This window comes from Pseudidiomarina gelatinasegens (assembly GCF_004025325.1).
GTDB lineage: Bacteria > Pseudomonadota > Gammaproteobacteria > Enterobacterales > Alteromonadaceae > Pseudidiomarina > Pseudidiomarina gelatinasegens.
The window spans coordinates 89696-107782 of sequence record NZ_RSFE01000002.1 but is presented as its reverse complement, the minus strand read 5'-3'; the positions used below and the strand labels follow the sequence as shown (position 1 = coordinate 107782).

General features: G+C 46.7%; 15 protein-coding genes and 1 tRNA gene. 7 read left to right on the top strand and 9 right to left on the bottom strand.

The window, feature by feature from the left end; all coding sequences use genetic code 11:
* Nucleotides 1-10: 10 nt before the first annotated feature.
* Entirely contained in the window at nucleotides 11-2284 is a 2274-nt protein-coding gene (clpA, locus tag EGC76_RS02725; RefSeq protein ID WP_128351489.1) for an ATP-dependent Clp protease ATP-binding subunit ClpA, read from the bottom strand.
* A gap of 40 nt (nucleotides 2285-2324) precedes the next feature.
* Entirely contained in the window at nucleotides 2325-2633 is a 309-nt protein-coding gene (gene clpS / locus EGC76_RS02720) for an ATP-dependent Clp protease adapter ClpS (RefSeq protein WP_128351488.1), read from the bottom strand.
* A gap of 262 nt (nucleotides 2634-2895) precedes the next feature.
* Between clpS and cspD the strand changes: the two genes are divergently transcribed.
* Nucleotides 2896-3111, top strand: a complete 216-nt coding sequence (gene cspD / locus EGC76_RS02715) for a cold shock domain-containing protein CspD (protein WP_092854897.1) — start codon at nucleotides 2896-2898, stop codon at nucleotides 3109-3111.
* 65 nt (nucleotides 3112-3176) lie between these two features.
* On the opposite strand, the gene yejK is transcribed toward cspD, so the two are convergent.
* Entirely contained in the window at nucleotides 3177-4220 is a 1044-nt protein-coding gene (gene yejK / locus EGC76_RS02710) for a nucleoid-associated protein YejK (RefSeq protein ID WP_128351487.1), read from the bottom strand.
* Nucleotides 4221-4273: 53 nt separating this feature from the next.
* On the opposite strand from yejK, the gene EGC76_RS02705 reads away from it, so the two are divergent.
* From EGC76_RS02705 to EGC76_RS02695, 3 genes are all read left to right on the top strand, one after another.
* A complete protein-coding gene (locus EGC76_RS02705; protein ID WP_246013879.1) occupies nucleotides 4274-4513 on the top strand; it encodes a YejL family protein in 240 nt (79 codons plus the stop codon).
* 15 nt (nucleotides 4514-4528) lie between these two features.
* Nucleotides 4529-6136 carry a DUF3413 domain-containing protein gene (locus tag EGC76_RS02700; RefSeq protein ID WP_128351486.1) on the top strand — a complete coding sequence of 536 codons (1608 nt, stop codon included), beginning with the start codon at nucleotides 4529-4531 and terminating at the stop codon, nucleotides 6134-6136.
* Nucleotides 6137-6212: 76 nt separating this feature from the next.
* A tRNA-Pro gene (locus tag EGC76_RS02695) sits at nucleotides 6213-6289 on the top strand.
* A 70-nt stretch (nucleotides 6290-6359) separates the two neighbouring features.
* Here the strand turns inward: EGC76_RS02695 and EGC76_RS02690 are convergent.
* From EGC76_RS02690 to EGC76_RS02670, 5 genes are all read right to left on the bottom strand, one after another.
* A complete protein-coding gene (locus EGC76_RS02690; RefSeq protein ID WP_128351485.1) occupies nucleotides 6360-8252 on the bottom strand; it encodes a diguanylate cyclase domain-containing protein in 1893 nt (630 codons plus the stop codon).
* Between the two features lie 154 nt (nucleotides 8253-8406).
* A complete protein-coding gene (locus EGC76_RS02685; protein ID WP_128351484.1) occupies nucleotides 8407-9804 on the bottom strand; it encodes a GTPase/DUF3482 domain-containing protein in 1398 nt (465 codons plus the stop codon).
* Nucleotides 9792-11105 (bottom strand): DUF2868 domain-containing protein, encoded by a 1314-nt coding sequence (locus tag EGC76_RS02680; RefSeq protein ID WP_128351483.1) that lies wholly within the window; start codon nucleotides 11103-11105, stop codon nucleotides 9792-9794. Before EGC76_RS02680 ends, EGC76_RS02685 begins: the two co-directional genes overlap by 13 nt.
* A 116-nt stretch (nucleotides 11106-11221) precedes the next feature.
* Nucleotides 11222-11455, bottom strand: coding sequence for a hypothetical protein (locus tag EGC76_RS02675; RefSeq protein WP_128351482.1), 234 nt, complete (start codon nucleotides 11453-11455; stop codon nucleotides 11222-11224).
* A 184-nt stretch (nucleotides 11456-11639) separates the two neighbouring features.
* Entirely contained in the window at nucleotides 11640-13466 is a 1827-nt protein-coding gene (locus EGC76_RS02670) for an ABC transporter ATP-binding protein (RefSeq protein WP_128351481.1), read from the bottom strand.
* A 126-nt stretch (nucleotides 13467-13592) separates the two neighbouring features.
* Here EGC76_RS02670 and EGC76_RS02665 point away from each other — a divergent pair, with 126 nt between their 5' ends.
* The 3 genes from EGC76_RS02665 to EGC76_RS02655 are packed head-to-tail and all read left to right on the top strand — an operon-like array spanning nucleotide 13593 to nucleotide 16580.
* The gene (locus tag EGC76_RS02665) at nucleotides 13593-15278 is read left to right on the top strand and encodes a carbon starvation CstA family protein (protein WP_128351480.1); all 1686 of its coding nucleotides are present in this window, start codon (nucleotides 13593-13595) and stop codon (nucleotides 15276-15278) included.
* Between the two features lie 13 nt (nucleotides 15279-15291).
* The gene (locus EGC76_RS02660; RefSeq protein WP_128351479.1) at nucleotides 15292-15564 is read left to right on the top strand and encodes a cory-CC-star protein; all 273 of its coding nucleotides are present in this window, start codon (nucleotides 15292-15294) and stop codon (nucleotides 15562-15564) included.
* A 14-nt stretch (nucleotides 15565-15578) separates the two neighbouring features.
* Nucleotides 15579-16580 (top strand): ArsA family ATPase, encoded by a 1002-nt coding sequence (locus tag EGC76_RS02655; protein WP_128351478.1) that lies wholly within the window; start codon nucleotides 15579-15581, stop codon nucleotides 16578-16580.
* 59 nt (nucleotides 16581-16639) lie between these two features.
* On the opposite strand, the gene EGC76_RS02650 is transcribed toward EGC76_RS02655, so the two are convergent.
* Nucleotides 16640-18016 carry a M28 family metallopeptidase gene (locus EGC76_RS02650; RefSeq protein ID WP_128351477.1) on the bottom strand — a complete coding sequence of 459 codons (1377 nt, stop codon included), beginning with the start codon at nucleotides 18014-18016 and terminating at the stop codon, nucleotides 16640-16642.
* Nucleotides 18017-18087: the final 71 nt, after the last annotated feature.

Here is an 18087-nt window from a genome sequence, read left to right as displayed (position 1 = left end):
AGTTCGCGGTTCAACCTGTTGTTGAACCGCGCACTTCTCTCTCTTCCACTTCCAGCGCCAACTCATCATTTACAACGCTTACGTTCACGGAACCGCCTTGAGCTAACTTGCCAAATAATATCTCATTGGCGAGTGGTTTTTTCAGGTGTTCTTGAATAACCCGCGCCATTGGTCGTGCACCCATGGCTTTGTCATATCCCTTCGCAGCCAACCAACTAATTGCTGCCGGCTCAAGCTCCAGTGACACATGCTTTTTATCCAATTGCGCTTGCAGTTCACAGATGAATTTATCAACCACCTGTTCTATCACGTTTTGATTCAAGTGATTAAACCAAACAATGCTGTCTAAACGATTCCGAAACTCTGGTGAGAAAGTACGGTTAATTTCGACCATTGCATCGGGCGCGTGGTCTTGTTGCTGAAAGCCAATCGACTGCCGCACAGTTTCCTGTACGCCCGCGTTGGTTGTCATCACTAAAATTACATTACGAAAATCAGCTTTACGTCCATTGTTATCCGTTAATGTGCCGTGATCCATCACCTGCAACAGAATGTTATAGATATCGCTATGGGCTTTTTCTATCTCATCCAATAGCAACACACAATGTGGATGTTTGATAATCGCTTCAGTGAGTAAGCCACCTTGCTCAAATCCAACGTATCCTGGGGGCGCACCAATCAGGCGACTCACAGCGTGCCGTTCCATGTATTCAGACATATCGAAACGCTGAAACTCAATACCAAGAACTTTCGCTAACTGCTGTGTTATCTCGGTTTTGCCAACACCCGTTGGGCCTGCAAATAAAAATGAACCAATGGGCTTATGCTCTTGGCTTAATCCTGAACGCGACAAACGAATTGCAGCGGTCAGTTGATCGATTGCTTGATCTTGACCAAACACCACCAGCTTCAGATTACGGTCTAAGTTCTTGAGTATTTGCTGGTCACTGCGCGACACCGACTGCTCAGGGATGCGCGCAATTTTAGCGATGATTGTTTCAATGTCCTGAACACCAATGGTTTTCTTACGCTTTGATGGCGGCAGCAAACGCTGACTTGCGCCCGCCTCGTCCAGCACATCAATGGCTTTGTCCGGCAAATGGCGTTCGTTAATGTAACGCGCAGACAACTCAGCCGCAGCACGAATAGCCGGTTGCGTGTAGCGAATGCCGTGGTGTGCTTCGTAGCGGTCTTTTAGGCCTTGCAGAATACGTGTGGTGTCATCAACCGATGGCTCAGCCACATCAACCTTTTGAAAGCGTCGAACTAAAGCGCGATCTTTTTCAAAAATATTCTTAAATTCGGTGTACGTGGTAGAGCCAATGCATTTCAAGTCGCCATTGCTTAACAATGGTTTAAGGAGATTTGATGCGTCCAGCACCCCACCACTGGCCGCACCCGCGCCAATAATGGTATGAATTTCATCAATAAACAAAATACCGTCAGGTTGCTCTGACAATTCCTTCAGCAATTGCTTAAATCGTTTCTCAAAATCCCCCCGGTATTTGGTCCCCGCCAATAACCCACCCATGTCTAAAGAGTAAATAATGGCATTCTCCATAACTTCGGGTACTTCTTTATGAACGATACGATAGGCTAAACCTTCAGCGATGGCTGTTTTACCCACGCCTGCTTCACCAACTAATAAAGGATTATTCTTCCGCCGACGGCATAATATTTGAATGCAGCGTTCCAATTCACTGTCGCGGCCAATTAACGGGTCAATTCGACCTTCTCGTGCGCGGGCATTTAAATTGGTGCAAAAGCGCTTCAAGAAGCTTTGCTGTTCCTCAGTTTGCGACTCTATCGTTTCCGCGTCACTGCTGTCGGGTTGTGACGATTCATCATCAATTTTGGTCAGCCCATGTGAAAGATAATGCACTACGTCTAACCGAGTAATGTCGTGTTTGTTTAATAAATATACCGCATGTGATTCTTGTTCACCGAAAATGGCAACCAATACATTGGCACCGGTCACCTCACTGTTACCGGACGATTGCACATGGAAAACTGCACGCTGTAAAACCCGTTGAAAACCTAGGGTTGGCTGTGTATCGGTATCAGCGCTTTCATCATCAAAACTTGGGGTACTGCGATCAACGTAGCTCAACAGTTCCTGTTTTAATTGCGTAAATTCGAGCCCACATGCGCGCAGCGCTTTTGCAGCCTCAGGGTTATCCAGTAAAGCTAATAGGAGATGCTCAACAGTCATTAACTCGTGACGGTGATCACGAGCCAGACGGAACGCATCGTTCAATGTTATTTCTAGCGCTTTATTTAACATGAGCTACCTCTTAAATGGCCCAGTTTACAGCTGCAAAGCATTAGGCTTTTTCCATAGAACATAACAATGGATGGTCATGTTCCCTTGCATACTGGTTCACTTGCACAACTTTAGTTTCTGCAACTTCTGCAGAATAGACGCCACAAATCGCGCGCCCCTTGTAATGAATCATCAGCATCGTATCCGTTGCACGCTCTTGATCCATTCGAAAAAATTTAATCAACACTTCAATGACAAAGTCCATTGGCGTGTAGTCATCGTTGTTTAAAATCACCTTATACATTGGCGGCGGCTGTAGCTTTTGCTTTTCAGCTACACGTTCACTGCCTTGTTGGTGACGATCTGTCATGCCCATGATGACCCTTTACTTATATATAGTAGTAATTTAAATATTTGGCTTAAAAATTTGTGAGTTCTGTGAAAAAGCCCTCAAAAAAACTGCAATTTGGTCACAAAACAAACAAAAAACGCCTTGACTCTCACCAGAACTCACCTAGAGTAAAACATGGTGTTAACAAGGCGACATTTCAAGTGTTTAAGCACGCTCGTTTTCGTTAGCAACCATTCTAACAATAACTAAATTTTAAATGCAGAATAAAGGATGTAGAAGTATGGCAACCGGTAAAGTGAAATGGTTCAATAACTCGAAGGGTTTTGGCTTTATCGAGGCAGAAGATCGCGAAGGTGATATTTTTGCACATTACTCAACCATTGATATGGAAGGCTATCGCACATTGAAAGCTGGACAAGATGTTGAGTTTCAACTCGAAGAAGGCCCAAAAGGTCTTCATGCAACCAACATTATTCCGGTGCAAGGTAGTAAGTAAACCTCCCTCCGCACCAAATAAAAACGCCGATTATACCCCAGGGTACAGTCGGCGTTTTTTGTCTCTTAGCTATCAATACCAAAATAACGGCGCAGCTGTTCACGCAAGTTTGGTGGCGTGCCATGCACGGTTAGCTTGTCAGTATGCGGATCATACTCAACCCGACCGCCCAGTAATTCCTGATCAAAACCAACACTTAGCCCACCACCTTGACCTTGAAACTTGACTAACTTCCGTAGCGTGGTTCTATCGGTGCGAATTTCGTCAGGCAAAGGTTGTGCTTGCGCGGCACTGAAGTCAGCAAAGCTGCGCTCCGCTGGCACCGCCTCATGCAATTGTTCAGACAAGTCTTTAACGCGAACTGGCTCATTGTTTTGCCATGAGCTGTCACAGATGTCATACACTGATTTACGCAATGCTGTCGCTTGCTCTGTCGGCATCTCGGCTTCTTTTACGTATTGATGCAGACTATCCACCAGTTGCTGCGATTGTTTCTTGGCATTCAGGCCTTCAGCACAACCAAGAAAATCAAGGAAGAAGTCAGAAACTTTGCGCCCTACCCGGCCCTTGATAAATGAAATGTACGTGGCCGAATCGGGTTCTTCTTTCCACTCGGTCAAATTAATTGTTGCAGCCAGCTGCACTTTACTAATGTCGAGCTGAGAGGAGCGATCAACCGATAAGTCCGGTGCAATTGAAACACCGTCTTTGCTCGGTAAGAATGCAACCACCAAATAATCTTGTCCAAGCTCGGTATAGCTGGCAATAACCAAAAAACCATCTTCTAAAATGCCGTAGTGTTGCAATTGCTGATGCAATATTTTCGCGGCTTGTTGCGAGAATGCGACAAACTCTTCACTGCCAGAACGCCATGCCTGCAAGCAATTGGGAAACTCACTGATTTGATGGCTTTCTGCATCGTCGTTTAGCGGATCAATAAAACGCGCATACCCTTTACTTGGCTTCGCGTTATAAACGTCGGTTAGTTCGCTAAGCAGCAGCCCAACCTCATCGTTAATCGCCAGTGTTGCAGGCGCAACACGCAGTCCAATCTGCCCATCGTTGGTGTAAAATTGGTGAATAATGCTATGTTTCACATCAGCTTGCATGTTATCTCGGTGTCCTCTGTCAATCCCTGTGGTACTATGACGGCTAGTTTAACATGTTGAGAATTAAAACCATGCCGATTGTTTCTAAATACGATGCGAAAACCCAGCAGCAGCTACTTGACGAAGTTATGGACGTATTGAATCAACACAATGCACCAAAAGATTTAGCCTTAATGACCCTCGGTAACGCGGTGACCAATATCATTAGCGCGAACTATCAACCGGAAGACGCTTACAAGGTTGCTGAACAATTTGGTAAAGTGCTGCTACAATCGATGGAAAAACAAGCATAAAGGTTCATACAACGCATGAAACAACGTAAGCAACGCCGCGATAAAATTGCCCGTTTAATCAGTTGGGGACACTGGTTTACGTTTTTTAATATCTTGCTTGTACTGGCCATAGGCACTCTATACATTGAAGCAACTGAGGCTCCCGGTAGCGCATTAGGGGTTATTTACTTAATGCTGAACTGGATTGGCCACTTCGCGTTTCTACCCTTTATTGTTTTCATTATTCTGATTTTTCCATTCTGCCTGATGGTGCCCTTTTCGCGCATACTTCGCGGTATTGCAACACTGGTCGCTTCGTTTGGGCTAATCGCGCTGGTGGCAGATGCACTGTTTTATCGTCAATACGGCTACCATTTAAACACCTACTCCCTGTCGCAACTCGCCACTGACGCCGAAACAGCCTTCGCCGGTGCAAGTTTCCTGATTCTGATTGGCATGCTCCTAATATTTGTGGTGTTGCTGATCTTTGAATTAGGTTTAGCCAATATCGCTTGGAAGCGTCTTGATCGGTTACAAGAAAAGCATTGGGGCAATGCCTTTAGTGCGGTGTTTGTGTTGTGCTTTCTAGCGAGCCATAGCATTCACGTTTGGGCTGATGCGGTGTTCTATACTCCTATCACCAAACAAGACGATATGTTTCCATTGAGCTACCCAACGACAGCTAAAACCTTAATGAGTAAGCATGGTTTGCTGGTTGAGCAGCGGCTTGAAGCCACTGAAAGTCTAATTCGCACCGGCACCTCGATTGACCTGATGTATCCAACACGTGCGTTACAATGTGCGCGCGTGTCCGAAGCACCAAATACTCTTCTGGTAGCCTTACACAAGTTGGACACGAATACGCTGCAGGCGTTACAAACAGAATTCCCGGTTCTGCAAGAATATGCATCCACGGTAATTGGGCATCCAAATAGTCAAAGTGCCTTGTTTGAATTGATTTATGCGCTGCCCGATTTGTACCAACAGCCTATTGATGAAGCAAATAAGCAACCCGTTTACTTCTCTACATTACGTGATTATCGGGTTGAGTTTACCCTTCAAAATTATTCAGAAACTCAACTATTGCCCGCGCCTATCGCTGAGTTCACTGCATTTAACTTGCCTGAACCTGCTGCCTTTATCGGCTTAGCTGTTGACGACACGTTAAGCGAGGATGTTACGCGCGTTATTCGTCGCCAATTACAGCAAAATAGCCAAGTTATTATCGTTGGATTACAGCCTGACATGGCAGCAGAAAAAGAAAGCTTCTCCAGTAACGCTATGAAGGTAACCTTGCTTCACACAGATAATGTAGCGTTACAGGCGCAACCATTGGTATTGCTCACTGACCTCATGCCTACCGTGTTAAGCGGTTACATGAATTGCGTCGATAACGCTGATGCCTATTCAATCGGTATCAACCTGACCGATGAACAACGTCGTATGCCGGTTATGACCAGCTTTGGCCATGATTTGGTGGTTTATGACGAACAAATGACTTCAATTATTAAGGCCGACGCCAGTATCCGTACCTTTGACAACGCCGAGTTAAAATTACTTCCAGGGGTATCACCGGCCACGCCAGTTTTGGTTGACGGAATTCGCAAGCTCAAGCGCTTTAGTCGTGATAAAGACAACGAGTAAACTGCGCAATAAAGCAACAGTCAGTGCAGCGCGGGCTTGCCTATTTGGCATTAATCAGTAATATAGCGGGCTCGGTCGGCGTGTGGCGCAGCTTGGTAGCGCACTGTCATGGGGTGTCAGGGGTCGGAGGTTCAAATCCTCTCACGCCGACCAATTCATACAAAAAAGGGCTTGATACTTAGTATCGAGCCCTTTTTTATATCCGCAAGGTAATTCCCGCTAACTATTCCGCTAAGCAGTATCGATTACGGCCACCCTGCTTGGCTTTATACATAGCTTCGTCCGCAAGCTTTAATAAGCGTTGTGCATTTTTGCCATGCTGAGGAAATATCGCGATTCCAACCGATGCACCAACTGAGATATTCAACTCACTGATGCGAAATGGCTGTTGCATGGACTTGATAATATCACCAGCAATGCGCTCAATATCCGCTTGCTGCTGCACGTTCTCAATGAGAACCACAAACTCATCCCCCCCAAGTCGTCCTACAATATCTGCTGCGCGCAGCTGTTCACTGATGCGTGGCCCAATAGCCTGCAGCAGTGCGTCGCCAAAATCGTGACCGTGGGTATCGTTTACTGGTTTAAACTTATCAAGATCCAAAAATAGCACTGCAAATGGGTGTTTCGAGATGGTGCTGCGTGCAATGGCGTCATCGATATGTTGTAAAATGGCGAACCGGTTCGGTAAATGCGTTAGCAAATCGGTTAACGCCAATTTTCTTAGTCTTTCATGATCGTGCATTTCTGCCGATATATCGTTGAAAATATGGATAATCTGCAGTGCATTCCCGTCATTCTTTCGTACCGGTGAGATAGTTTGTAGGGCAGGAAAACTTTCGCCTGTAGGCTTCTTATACCAAACTTCCCCCTGCCAGCTGTCAAATTTCCTAACATGCTCGCGCACTACATCCTGAATTTCAGTGGTCATTCGCTCTTTGTCCGCGAACAACAATAAGTTCTTGTCGCGAACTAACCCAAGTTCAATTTCAAATAAATCCGCAAATGCTTGATTAGCCCGAAGAATGATTAAATCTTTGTCGGTAATAACAATTGCTTCTTTAGCTTTCTCAAATACCGTGTTGGCTAAACGCAACTTGTGATTTGTTTCATGCAATTGCTTATGTTGCGACAGTTGCGCCCGAATAATAGGTTGCAAGTGCCGGCGTAGTAATAACGTACCAAACATCACAGTCAATAAGATAACGGCCGCTATCCACATGAACTCGGATAAAAGCGCCTTAAACATACTTGGGTTTGTACTCACCGCAACCAGCCCCCAGTCTGAATTCACAAACGGGATAAAATAGTGCTGGCGCTTGGTGTCGTCATCTAAAGTTTCGCTATAGGTAAACGGTACTGAGCCATAGGCCGCGATGTTAAATAATTCGCCGCTGGTAAAAGCTTTTTGCGTAAGTCGACCGCTACGTTGATCAAACTCGATATAGACATTTTCGCGCGTATTAACTAAACGAAATTCCGTGGTTTGCCCCGAGTTGTTCAGTTCAGCTATTATATTTAGAATTTCAATGTTACTAAATAATAGAACATCAACACCAATAACCCGGCCATTGTTGTCATAAATGGGTGCGGCCGCTGTAATTAATACTGTGGTATCGGCTGCGTTATTGCCGTAGCTAAAATAGTACAGCCCCTGCCGCCTCAGTTGGTCGGTATCTATTGCATCTATTGACTCAATAATATCAGCAGCAGGTCCTTCATAAGCTGCAATAACAGTTCCGTTCGACTGAATACGGTACCCAGCAATCAATTCTGGAATAAAAACCGCCGCATCTTTAATACGGTTTGTGGTTTCATGACGTAGCAGTTCCGATGACACATCACCTTGTGTGTATGACTCAAACAAGTTTCGAATTTGTGTGCGGCTGGCAAACTGATTGGCAATAGCTTGATAATGTTGCAGTTGTTGTTGCACAGACAATGCTTGTGCCGATGCGTAAGCCAAGCCCATATTATTGGCCGATTGCTTGATGTAAAACGAAAGTGGGATAAGTGTTGCAACACTGGCAATCACGCCGGTAATCAAAGTTGCCAGCACGACTCGTCGCACCAGCGTTCTATACTTACCTGAAATATTCGTAGAAGAGTCCGTCACCGAGTTTCCTTTTGGTGGTTTAGAGGATTAGTACTCTTTACTCTTTAATATTCACGTTATTGTGCGTTTAGTCCAGTTAAGTATAGCTAAATACTCGCGGTTTCGGGGAGAATTAAAGTAAGGTAGTTTGAATACCCACCTTTGGGTATACCATTTAACTTTGGCTCCAGAAGCCTCGGCATAACTCGGTTACGTCGCTTACACAGGCCTGACGCTGCGCGTCGCGCACGAAGCTACGCTGATTTAAACTCGACCACTGTGGGTTGCGCCTTGCTAACTTTAATCGTGTTGATAAAGCACGTAAAAATTGTTCACGCAATTTTGAGGACTGGGTGACCATTAACAATGCTTGCGAACCATGGCCGCGGGTTGCCAGCTGTTGCAATAAATTCATCTGCCGTAAAGTCAGCAGTTTAAGAATCTCATCGTCAACAATCAGCTCACGTTCACCTTTTAAGTGCCCGACCAGTTTTTTGCCATAGTGCGTCCAACCTTGCCAAGCGCCACCAATAGCGGCACCTATCGCTGTTCCGGCACCTAAGCTTGCACCGCCAACCATTAAGTCAAAGCCAGCGCCTATTGCGGCGCCACTGCCTAACCCAACACCGGCTTTAATGCCGAACTCTTTCAATGTATCTATTTCAAATAAATCGTCTTTCCACTGACCGTCGTTCAGCCGCAGTTGTTGCAGGCGAACGTGTTCAAGTCGAAACGCATAGAGCGCCAGCATTTCGGTTACACAATTGCGCTCCCGTCGTTTCACAAGGTTTTGCATGGATTCAATAATCGGCTTCAGTTGCGCATCTTCAGTGTTCGGTTTTATGTGTTCATGGAAGGCAGCAACATCAACCAAAAGCTCAGCGATTTGTGTCAATCCGGTATCTAAACGTTGCTCACGCTGTTGTTGGCGATATTGCGCTAATTGCTCAAGTTGTTGGTGAAAGCCCGGTACAATGGCGCTTAAACGGTTGAATAAAATCGATTCACCACCATCTGGCGGGCTTACCGCATCAAATTCGATGTGTGCATGCAAGTTTACTTTGGTCAGTGCCAGCTTCCATTGGTTAACATGATTCGGTTTTTGCCCAGTAAAATTTAGAATGGGTAAAATAGGTTTACCGCAACGCGCGAGCACACTTAACTCATCTTGATACTTCGGTAAAACCGGATCGCGCACATCAATAACATAAAGTGCTGCATGACATTTTAATAACTGACGTAGCACTTTAGATTCTTGCTCAAACTCATGCCCAGCGGCCATTGTATTCAGAAAATGACGAACCTGAGCCGGGCCATCGTGGCGGAAGTTTGACTCACTTTGTACCAAGTGTTCGTACAAATCAGAGCCAGCTTCCAATCCTGGCGTGTCAAATAAACGAATCAGGGTTTGCCCATCAGCCTCAACATCAATACTGGTAACTTCACGGGTCGTGCTGGGGCGAGAGTCAACCTCACCGAACTGACTGTCATGCAACAAGGTACGCATTAACGATGTTTTACCCGTATTGGTGTGCCCAACAACGGCAAGCATGAGTGCGTTTATTGATTCCATACAACGCCCTCCTCAGTTAGGCCGTCTTGCCAATGCTTAAGACGCTGTTCATCCGCGCGTTCGGTGGTCACCAACTGCGCTTGCACATCGGTACAATATTGGCGTAGCAAGGTAATAAATCGCAGGGCGGCGCGGTCGGGCGTCAATTGGCCATTCACGCGAACTGTTAACTTTGCAACCGGATGTTCCGAAAGCCGATCAAGCAACCGTTGTTTTTCTTCGGTGCGCGCTATTACCCCACCAAACCAGGATTCAGCCTGATGTTCACGCAACCAGTGTTGATCCGCTTCGTGGTCAAGGCTGATAACAAGCTCACCATGCCCAGGTTCTGGTGTACGCTGCTGCACATTGTACATACCGGAAACATCACTATCGGCATCCACCAGTTCGGTTGCCGCCGAAATGGTGAGTTTTCTTATAATGGGCGCATAACCGGGCAGCGTCAGATCAATTTTCATACGTCGCACACGAGCTAATAGCACGACAATTGCCCCCAGTAAGAAAAGGCCTCGCCACACCACGCCATAAATAATCACACAGCTCAGTAGCCAACGTCCCGCCGAAAGCTGCGCCGAGGCCTCCGGACTATCCCATAAAGCCTCTACCGAGGGAGCATCTATGCCAAATAGAGACGGTAGAAAGCCGATAACACTCACCCAAGTTTGCAAAGTGTCCGCTGGCCAAATTGTAGTGGCCCACGTAAACACATACGCACTGGTGCTAAGGTGGAAAAACAACACGAACCAAACCATTAACATAAACAAAGTCCAGTACCCGTGCGTTAGCGCTGCACCTGCCGGTTTGGTTAATCGATATTGGTTTGCAATAGTCAGCAAGGTGTTGTTGAACTGCTGGTTGTAATCGCGCTGACCAATGTGTTCTAAACCCCACAATGAAATGCGCCCTACCCAGCCAAAGCTATCTTTGATAAACAAAGAAACACACCATAGGAAGAACAAAATCACGTGCAAACCCAATAACATCATTAGGGCGTAACTTAATGAAATGGGTTCGGCGACGGTTAGGGTGCCACGCACCAGTGCAACAGCACCAAGCACTGCCAGTAACGACAATACAATAGCGATAAGGCGGCGGAAATGATCCCAAAGTCGGAGTTGATGGACTAATCCAAGTCGTGCGGCCAATAGTTCAGCGCGTTTAAATACGCGCTGTTCCATGGTTGGAAGCTGCCGCGCTTGCTGTTCTATCGCGTCGGCGCGTTGAAAGCCATTTTGCAATTCATGACGACGGACAAGCTCCGCCATCCAAACTGAACGAAATCGAGAGAATAATTTAAGCATTGAACCGCTGTCTACTTAGCTAATGTATGGTTTTATTAATTATTATATTGTGTTTATTTAACCTGAGAAGCAGCAGTAATACAACGGCTGATTAAGTCTCTTTGTGAACCAAACGATCAAAGTTGCGTGCGCTGACGGCAACTTGCTTCAGACAAGTCATGGTTAACGCTGACATAGTGATCATCAGGACACACGAGTTTCTTGGTCCCCTTCTTCGATGGCGAAGTTTGCGTCAGCTTAACTGCCCAATCTGAGAGATTCACCTCTGGCGTGAGGTCAATATGCTGGTCGCGATTGTAATATTGAAACGCGACACCGGCAAAAATAAGAAGCAACAATAATCTGCGCATGGCTATTTCCACCTATTTACTGAGCTCGAATTCCCTATTTACAGTAACGGGCTTGAGCATCGGGGCTATACAACGGACTAAACGTAGCAATGAGTTTAATTAATTCTCGCAGTTTGCACCGTAAAGTTACCGTAAATTCCGTGTAAATAATCATCATCAAGCCCTTGGCCTGTCGGGTTTCTGGCTATTCAGCCAGGAACCCTCCGGATTGACGCGCCCAAAGTGACGCATACAAGCCACCGGCTGCCAGCAATTCTTCATGGGTACCCTGCTCTACAATGCGCCCCTCGTCCATTACGACCAGTCGGTCCATTGCTGCAATGGTTGATAGCCGATGGGCAATGGCGATAACGGTTTTACCTTCCATAAGCCGATAAAGATTTTCCTGAATCGCTGCTTCCACTTCCGAGTCGAGTGCAGAAGTTGCTTCATCCAAGATTAGAATGGGAGCGTCTTTGAGCATCACTCGGGCAATTGCAATACGTTGGCGCTGCCCGCCAGAAAGTTTAACGCCTCGTTCACCAACATGCGCATCAAAACCATGACGGCCTTGCGAGTCTTCTAAATCGGCAATAAATATATCGGCCTCGGCTTTATGTGCCGCGTGAGCAATCATTTCTTCTGTCGCGTCTGGGCGGCCATACGCTATATTACCGCGCACAGAACGGTGCAGTAGTGATGTGTCTTGTGTCACCATACCAATGTGCTGGCGCAGGCTTTCCTGCGTAACGCTGGCAATGTCTTGGCCATCAATGGTAATTCTGCCGTCATTAACTTCATAGAAACGTAACAGCAGATTAACCAAAGTTGATTTACCGGCGCCTGAGCGCCCTACCAGGCCTATTTTTTCACCGGCACGAATATGCAAATCAAGTTCACGCAATACGGGTTTGTCAGCGCTGTAATAAAAGTTAACGTGTTCAAAGGCAATATGGCCTTCACGCACAACCAGCGGCTTTGCATTCGGCTTGTCTTGAATGTCTTGCGGCACCGACACGGTTTTAATGCCGTCTTGCACCGTACCAATATTTTCAAACAAAGAAGAAATTTCCCACATGATCCATTGGCTCATGCCCCACAATCGCAGCACTAGGCTAAGCGCCACAGCAATTGCACCCACTGTAATCAAGCTTTCTACCCACAAATAAATGGCCAGAAAACCCACGCCAAACAACAGTGCGGAATTCAACAAATACAAGCAGGTATAAAGTTTCGTCACCAAGCGCATTTGGCGGTGCACGGTGCCAAGAAATTCACCCATGCCTTCTTTCGCGAAAGTTAACTCGCGCTGCGCGTGGGAGAATAATTTAACGGTTTGGATATTGGTGTAGCTATCAACAATTCGCCCAGTCATGATAGAGCGCGCATCGGCTTGATCGGCTGCCACCTTACCCAAACGCGGCACAAAATAACGCAGCAACACAACGTAAATTGCCAACCAAACCAACAACGGCAACGCTAAGCGCCAATCAGCTGCACCGACAATAACCACGGTGCCGATGAAGTACACAGTCACGTAGTTCAAAACGTCAAATAGCTTGATGACACATTCACGCACAGCAAGCGCGGTTTGCATAACCTTGGTTGCAATACGCCCGGCAAATTCGTCTTGATAGAACGTGACGGACTGATTCAGTAAATATTTGTGCACCAACCAACGAATGCGCATCGGGTAATTACCCAGCAGCGATTGGTACGTGATCAATGAGTGCAAAATAACCAGCACAGGCAAGCCCACTAGCACCACCACAGCCATGCCGGTTAAGCTCCAGAACTGTTCCTGTACAAAGGTTTCACGGTTTTGTTCAGCGAGCCAGTCAACGATGCTGCCAATAAAACTAAACAGCCACACTTCAGTTACTGCAATTAACATCATCAAAGCGCCGGCAGACAGAATATAGGGCCAAGCACCACGGCTGTAATGCAAGCAAAAGGCCACCAGTGTTTTAGGTGGCTGCTGCGGCGTGCCTTCTGGGAAAGACTCTAAACGTTGTTCAAACCAACGAAACATGAAACATCCTTAATTGCAGGTTAAACGTAAGAAGCTAGACTTTGGTCGTATGTCGGTCTTAACTGACATTGAAGTACCATTATGCAGTTATTGTTGTACCAATAATAAACTAAAAAGGGTAAAGCCATGAATGCAATTATGCTGATGTTACTCGGTTTAGGTGCGATGTTTTTAGGTTATGTATTCTATTCAAAATATGTTGCTGAAAAAATATACAAACTTGACCCGAACTTTCGAACGCCTGCACACGAGTTTGAAGACGGTGTAGATTTTGTTCCGACGAATAAATACGTACTCTGGGGTCATCACTTCACCTCTGTAGCCGGTGCTGCACCGATTATCGGCCCGGCAATTGCGGTCATTTGGGGTTGGGTTCCGGCCTTCTTATGGGTTATTTTCGGTACAATCTTCTTTGCCGGGGTGCACGATGCAGGCGCTATTTGGGCATCAAACCGCAATAAAGCGCGCTCTATCGGTGCATTAACCGGTGACGTGGTCGGCAAGCGCTCACAAAGCTTATTCATGATTGTTATTTTCCTTGTGTTGCTGATGGTAAACGCAGTATTTGCTACCGCAATTTCTGGCTTACTTATTAACTTCCCAAGTTCTGTGGTACCGGTGTGGGGCGCTATTTTTGTCGCCTTAATTATCGGCCAGTTTATTTTCCGCAAATGGATGAATCTAGGCACAGTTTCAATTATCGGCGTTATTGCGTTGTATGCCCTGATTTATGCAGGCCCTGCAATGCCAATTTCACTGCCAGAAACGGTTTTTGGTATTTCTGATAATGCGCAGTGGATTTTGGTTTTGTTCTTTTATGCTGCAATTGCATCGTTACTTCCGGTATGGATGCTACTACAGCCGCGTGACTACATTAATGGTCTGCAGTTATTTATCGGTTTGATTTTGGTTTACGGTGCCGTGTTGTTGAGCGGCCCTGAGCTGGTTGCTCCAGCTTTTAATACCAACACACCAGAAGGCACCCCGAGCTTAGTCCCCTTATTATTCGTGACGATAGCGTGTGGCGCAATTTCAGGTTTCCATGGATTGGTAGCTTCAGGCACCACCTCTAAACAACTTGATAAAGAAACTGACGCACGATTTGTTGGCTACTTTGGCGCTATCGGCGAAGGCTCTCTGTCACTAGCCACCATCATTGCCGCAACCGCTGGTTTTGCAACTCTTGCTGATTGGCAGGCGGTGTATCACAGCTTTGGACAAGGCGGTGTTGCCGCATTTGTGCAAGGTGGTGCAAACATTCTGCAAAACGGTATTGGTCTGGATGTCGATATAGCACAAACATTACTGACGGTAATGGCCGTGTTGTTTGCCGGAACGACCATGGACACCGGGCTGCGTTTACAGCGCTATATTTTCCAAGAATGGGGTAATATCTATAACATTCGCTGGATGGAAAAAGCGGCACCCGCCACTCTTCTTGCCGTTACGTCGTGCCTGCTATTGGCCTTCGGTGCTGGTGGCGCAGATGGTTCTGGAGGCCTGCTGATTTGGCCATTATTCGGCACCACCAATCAACTATTAGCTGGATTGACCTTACTGGTGATAACCACCATGCTGGTGAAGTTGGGTCGCCCAATGTACGTGACGTTATTACCATTGCTATTTTTATTGGTAATGACCATTTACGCGTTGCTAATTCAACTAATGGGCTTTTACCATAAATCTGATTGGTTCTTGTTTAGCCTTGATTTAATTGTGCTGATTGCCGCAATTTGGATTGCACTAGAGGCTGCAAGCACACTCACGCGCTTGCGCCGTGAAAACAAAGCTAACGCTGTTGAAGAGCAATAAGGTAAATTTTGATATGAAGATACGTGCAATTACTGAATGGTTAAAAAAGGCCAATGACTACGCGACCAACGTGTATAACGCGCCCTATCGTTCAGCCATTGCACGCGCCAAGCGGGATGAGGACGACCTATTCATGTTATTGGTTTTTTCCGAACTCATGGGCGTACCGAATCCCGCTTCTTATTACACGCTTGAGCTGCAACCTTTGCTGCTTGAACGCTTTCACGACTGGCATTTACGCATGGGTATGGAACATTCCCCGCTTGATGGCTTTCGCTGCTGCTAAAAGAAGTACGTTTCATGTTTAATTTACAGAGCAAGAATATTGTTTTCGTTGGCGGTAAAGGTGGTGTTGGTAAAACCACAATTTCGTCGGCTATTGCTTTGCAGCAAGCAGACCACGGTAGGCACGTACTGCTTGTGTCGACCGACCCAGCCCATAGCTTAGCTGATGCCTTCGACCAAAAAATTGGCGACACCGTAACCCGTGTCGCTGCGGGCGTCGACGCATTGGAAATTGATCCCGATCGTGAGGTTGAAGCCCACATCTCCCGTGTTATGCGTACCATGAAACGTTTTAGCAAGCCGGATATGTTTCCTGAAATTGAACGCCAAATGCGCCTTACCCAGCAGTCTCCAGGCGCACAAGAAGCTGCGTTATTAGAACGCATTGCACGCCTTATTGATGAAGCGCCTGCAACCTATGACATCGTCATTTTTGATACAGCACCAACTGGGCATACCCTGCGTTTATTAGCACTGCCCGAAGCTATGGCGGCATGGACGCAAGGGCTACTAAGGCAAAGCCAAAAGGCGAAGCAACTTGAAGGAGTACTCGACCATCTATCACCCAAAGCGGGAAAAGATATTACGAACCCAATGGCAGACCCTGCCAAACACGAAACTGCCAACATGGACGACCGCACGGCAGAAATTACTGAAACCTTATTGCAGCGTCAGCGCCTGTTTCATCGTACGCGGCATGTGCTTACCGACACCGAAAAAACTGCACTGGTGTTTGTACTGACCCCAGAAAAATTACCCATTCTTGAGACTGGCCGAGCTGTGACTGCATTAAAAGCAGAGAAATTGCCAATTGCTGGCTTGGTGATTAATCGGAATTTACCGGCTGAAGTCGACAGCGCTTTTTTTGCGCAACGGCGCCAACAAGAAGGTATTTACCGCACCGAAATCGAGCAACAATTTTCCGACTTGCCGCGAGTTTATCTGCCATTGTTCCCTACCGATTTGCATGGCCTTGAAGCCTTGCAAAAAATAGCCGCTGAATTACCTGATGAATAAAAAAAACGCGCTAACCAGAAGTTAGCGCGCTTGTTCATAAAACCGGTTTCTACAAACGATTACTCGCCGAAAGCTCCTGCAGCGCCTGGGTATACTACTGGGCTTTCAAAGCCATCTTGGCTGACGCTCGCCACCCCGAAGAAATAGTTGTCAATCACTACATTCTCTAAGGTGAACTCGGTTACGTCGCCGGCAAAACGGCTAAATTCCCAGTTCGGTGCATCGGTGTGGCGCCAATAGACACGATAGCCTTTAATTAAATCTTTTTCTTCCGCACTCGGTGCCGCCCAACTTAACGTTGTATTCGGGCTTACCGCACCAGCAATTTTAACTTGTGCAGGCGGGCTTGGTGCCCACGCCATACCCGCTAACGAAACAGCGTTTAGCGCGGTTAATTTTGCGGCGTAGTCAAAGTCTACCCCGTCGATGGTGTCGCCATACGCAATACCGTCTTCAACGCGAATATCCTGGTGCTGACGATTGTAGTTTTCATTGGTTTCCATGATCCGCACACCCGGATAGCCCAAGTCGTTGAACGGACGGTGGTGACCGCCACGGGCAAAACGATCAAGGCGGTAAATAACCATGGTATCCAAATTGGGAATATAACGATCTGCCATCCAGTCAATATAACGCGCGACATTGCGGCTAGGCGAATCCACTTCGCCACCCATAAACCGGCGGCGGCGAACATCTTCAGGAGTTTCGTCTTGACGGGTACCCTCGGCAAAAATGCGCGCAGTGGTGTTGTTAATAACACCATTTATTCCTTCAATATTACCAATCATGTCATTGTTTAAGACCGCTTTTATACGCCAGCCGTCTTTTTGTGCCTGTTCGGCCATGATCTTGCCGCCGAATAAACCTTGTTCTTCTCCAGCCAGCGCTGCGTATACGATGCTTCCTGCGAAATCATATTTACTTAATACGCGAGCTGCTTCCAACGTGCCAGCAACGCCTGATGCATTGTCGTTGGCGCCCGGAGCATCAGAGGTATAGTTCATAATGTCGGTAACGCGCGAGTCGATATCACCCGACATGATGACGTAGCGTCCGGGGTCCACTGTGCCCTTCTGCACCGCAATTACGCTAACCACTTCAACAGGGTCAGGAATACGTGGTTCGCCAGAAATTACACGCGACTGATAATACACCTCTAAACAGCCACCACACTCGGCCGAAATTCGCTCAAACTCAGCTTTAATCCAGCGGCGCGCAGCACCAATTCCACGGGTATCTGATTCAGTTTCGGATAATGTATGACGGGTACCGAAACTTACCAGTTTTTCAATATCTTGTTGGATGCGCTGGGCTGAAACAGCCGCTTGAATATCATGTAAAGCTTGTTGATCAACATAATCAACATCGGCCTGAACAGAGCCGATAAATAAGGCTGCTGCTGCCGAAGGCAATAACGCCCATGGAGTGAACTTCATGAATACTTCCTCTAGTTGGTCAAGCCTGAATAACGTACTATACCTTTATACGTCACTCATTCATGAGGAAG

Excerpts from the sequence above, each read along its gene's own strand:
- EGC76_RS02680 (WP_128351483.1), bottom strand. The coding sequence starts at position 11,105 with ATGCTTAAATTATTCTCTCGATTTCGTTCAGTTTGGATGGCGGAGCTT.
- clpA (WP_128351489.1), bottom strand. The coding sequence starts at position 2,284 with ATGTTAAATAAAGCGCTAGAAATAACATTGAACGATGCGTTCCGTCTG.
- EGC76_RS02650 (WP_128351477.1), bottom strand. The coding sequence starts at position 18,016 with ATGAAGTTCACTCCATGGGCGTTATTGCCTTCGGCAGCAGCAGCCTTA.
- EGC76_RS02665 (WP_128351480.1), top strand. The coding sequence starts at position 13,593 with ATGAATGCAATTATGCTGATGTTACTCGGTTTAGGTGCGATGTTTTTA.
- EGC76_RS02685 (WP_128351484.1), bottom strand. The coding sequence starts at position 9,804 with ATGGAATCAATAAACGCACTCATGCTTGCCGTTGTTGGGCACACCAAT.
- EGC76_RS02660 (WP_128351479.1), top strand. The coding sequence starts at position 15,292 with ATGAAGATACGTGCAATTACTGAATGGTTAAAAAAGGCCAATGACTAC.
- EGC76_RS02700 (WP_128351486.1), top strand. The coding sequence starts at position 4,529 with ATGAAACAACGTAAGCAACGCCGCGATAAAATTGCCCGTTTAATCAGT.
- clpS (WP_128351488.1), bottom strand. The coding sequence starts at position 2,633 with ATGACAGATCGTCACCAACAAGGCAGTGAACGTGTAGCTGAAAAGCAA.
- EGC76_RS02670 (WP_128351481.1), bottom strand. The coding sequence starts at position 13,466 with ATGTTTCGTTGGTTTGAACAACGTTTAGAGTCTTTCCCAGAAGGCACG.
- cspD (WP_092854897.1), top strand. The coding sequence starts at position 2,896 with ATGGCAACCGGTAAAGTGAAATGGTTCAATAACTCGAAGGGTTTTGGC.
- EGC76_RS02675 (WP_128351482.1), bottom strand. The coding sequence starts at position 11,455 with ATGCGCAGATTATTGTTGCTTCTTATTTTTGCCGGTGTCGCGTTTCAA.
- yejK (WP_128351487.1), bottom strand. The coding sequence starts at position 4,220 with ATGCAAGCTGATGTGAAACATAGCATTATTCACCAATTTTACACCAAC.
- EGC76_RS02705 (WP_246013879.1), top strand. The coding sequence starts at position 4,274 with ATGTTGAGAATTAAAACCATGCCGATTGTTTCTAAATACGATGCGAAA.
- EGC76_RS02655 (WP_128351478.1), top strand. The coding sequence starts at position 15,579 with ATGTTTAATTTACAGAGCAAGAATATTGTTTTCGTTGGCGGTAAAGGT.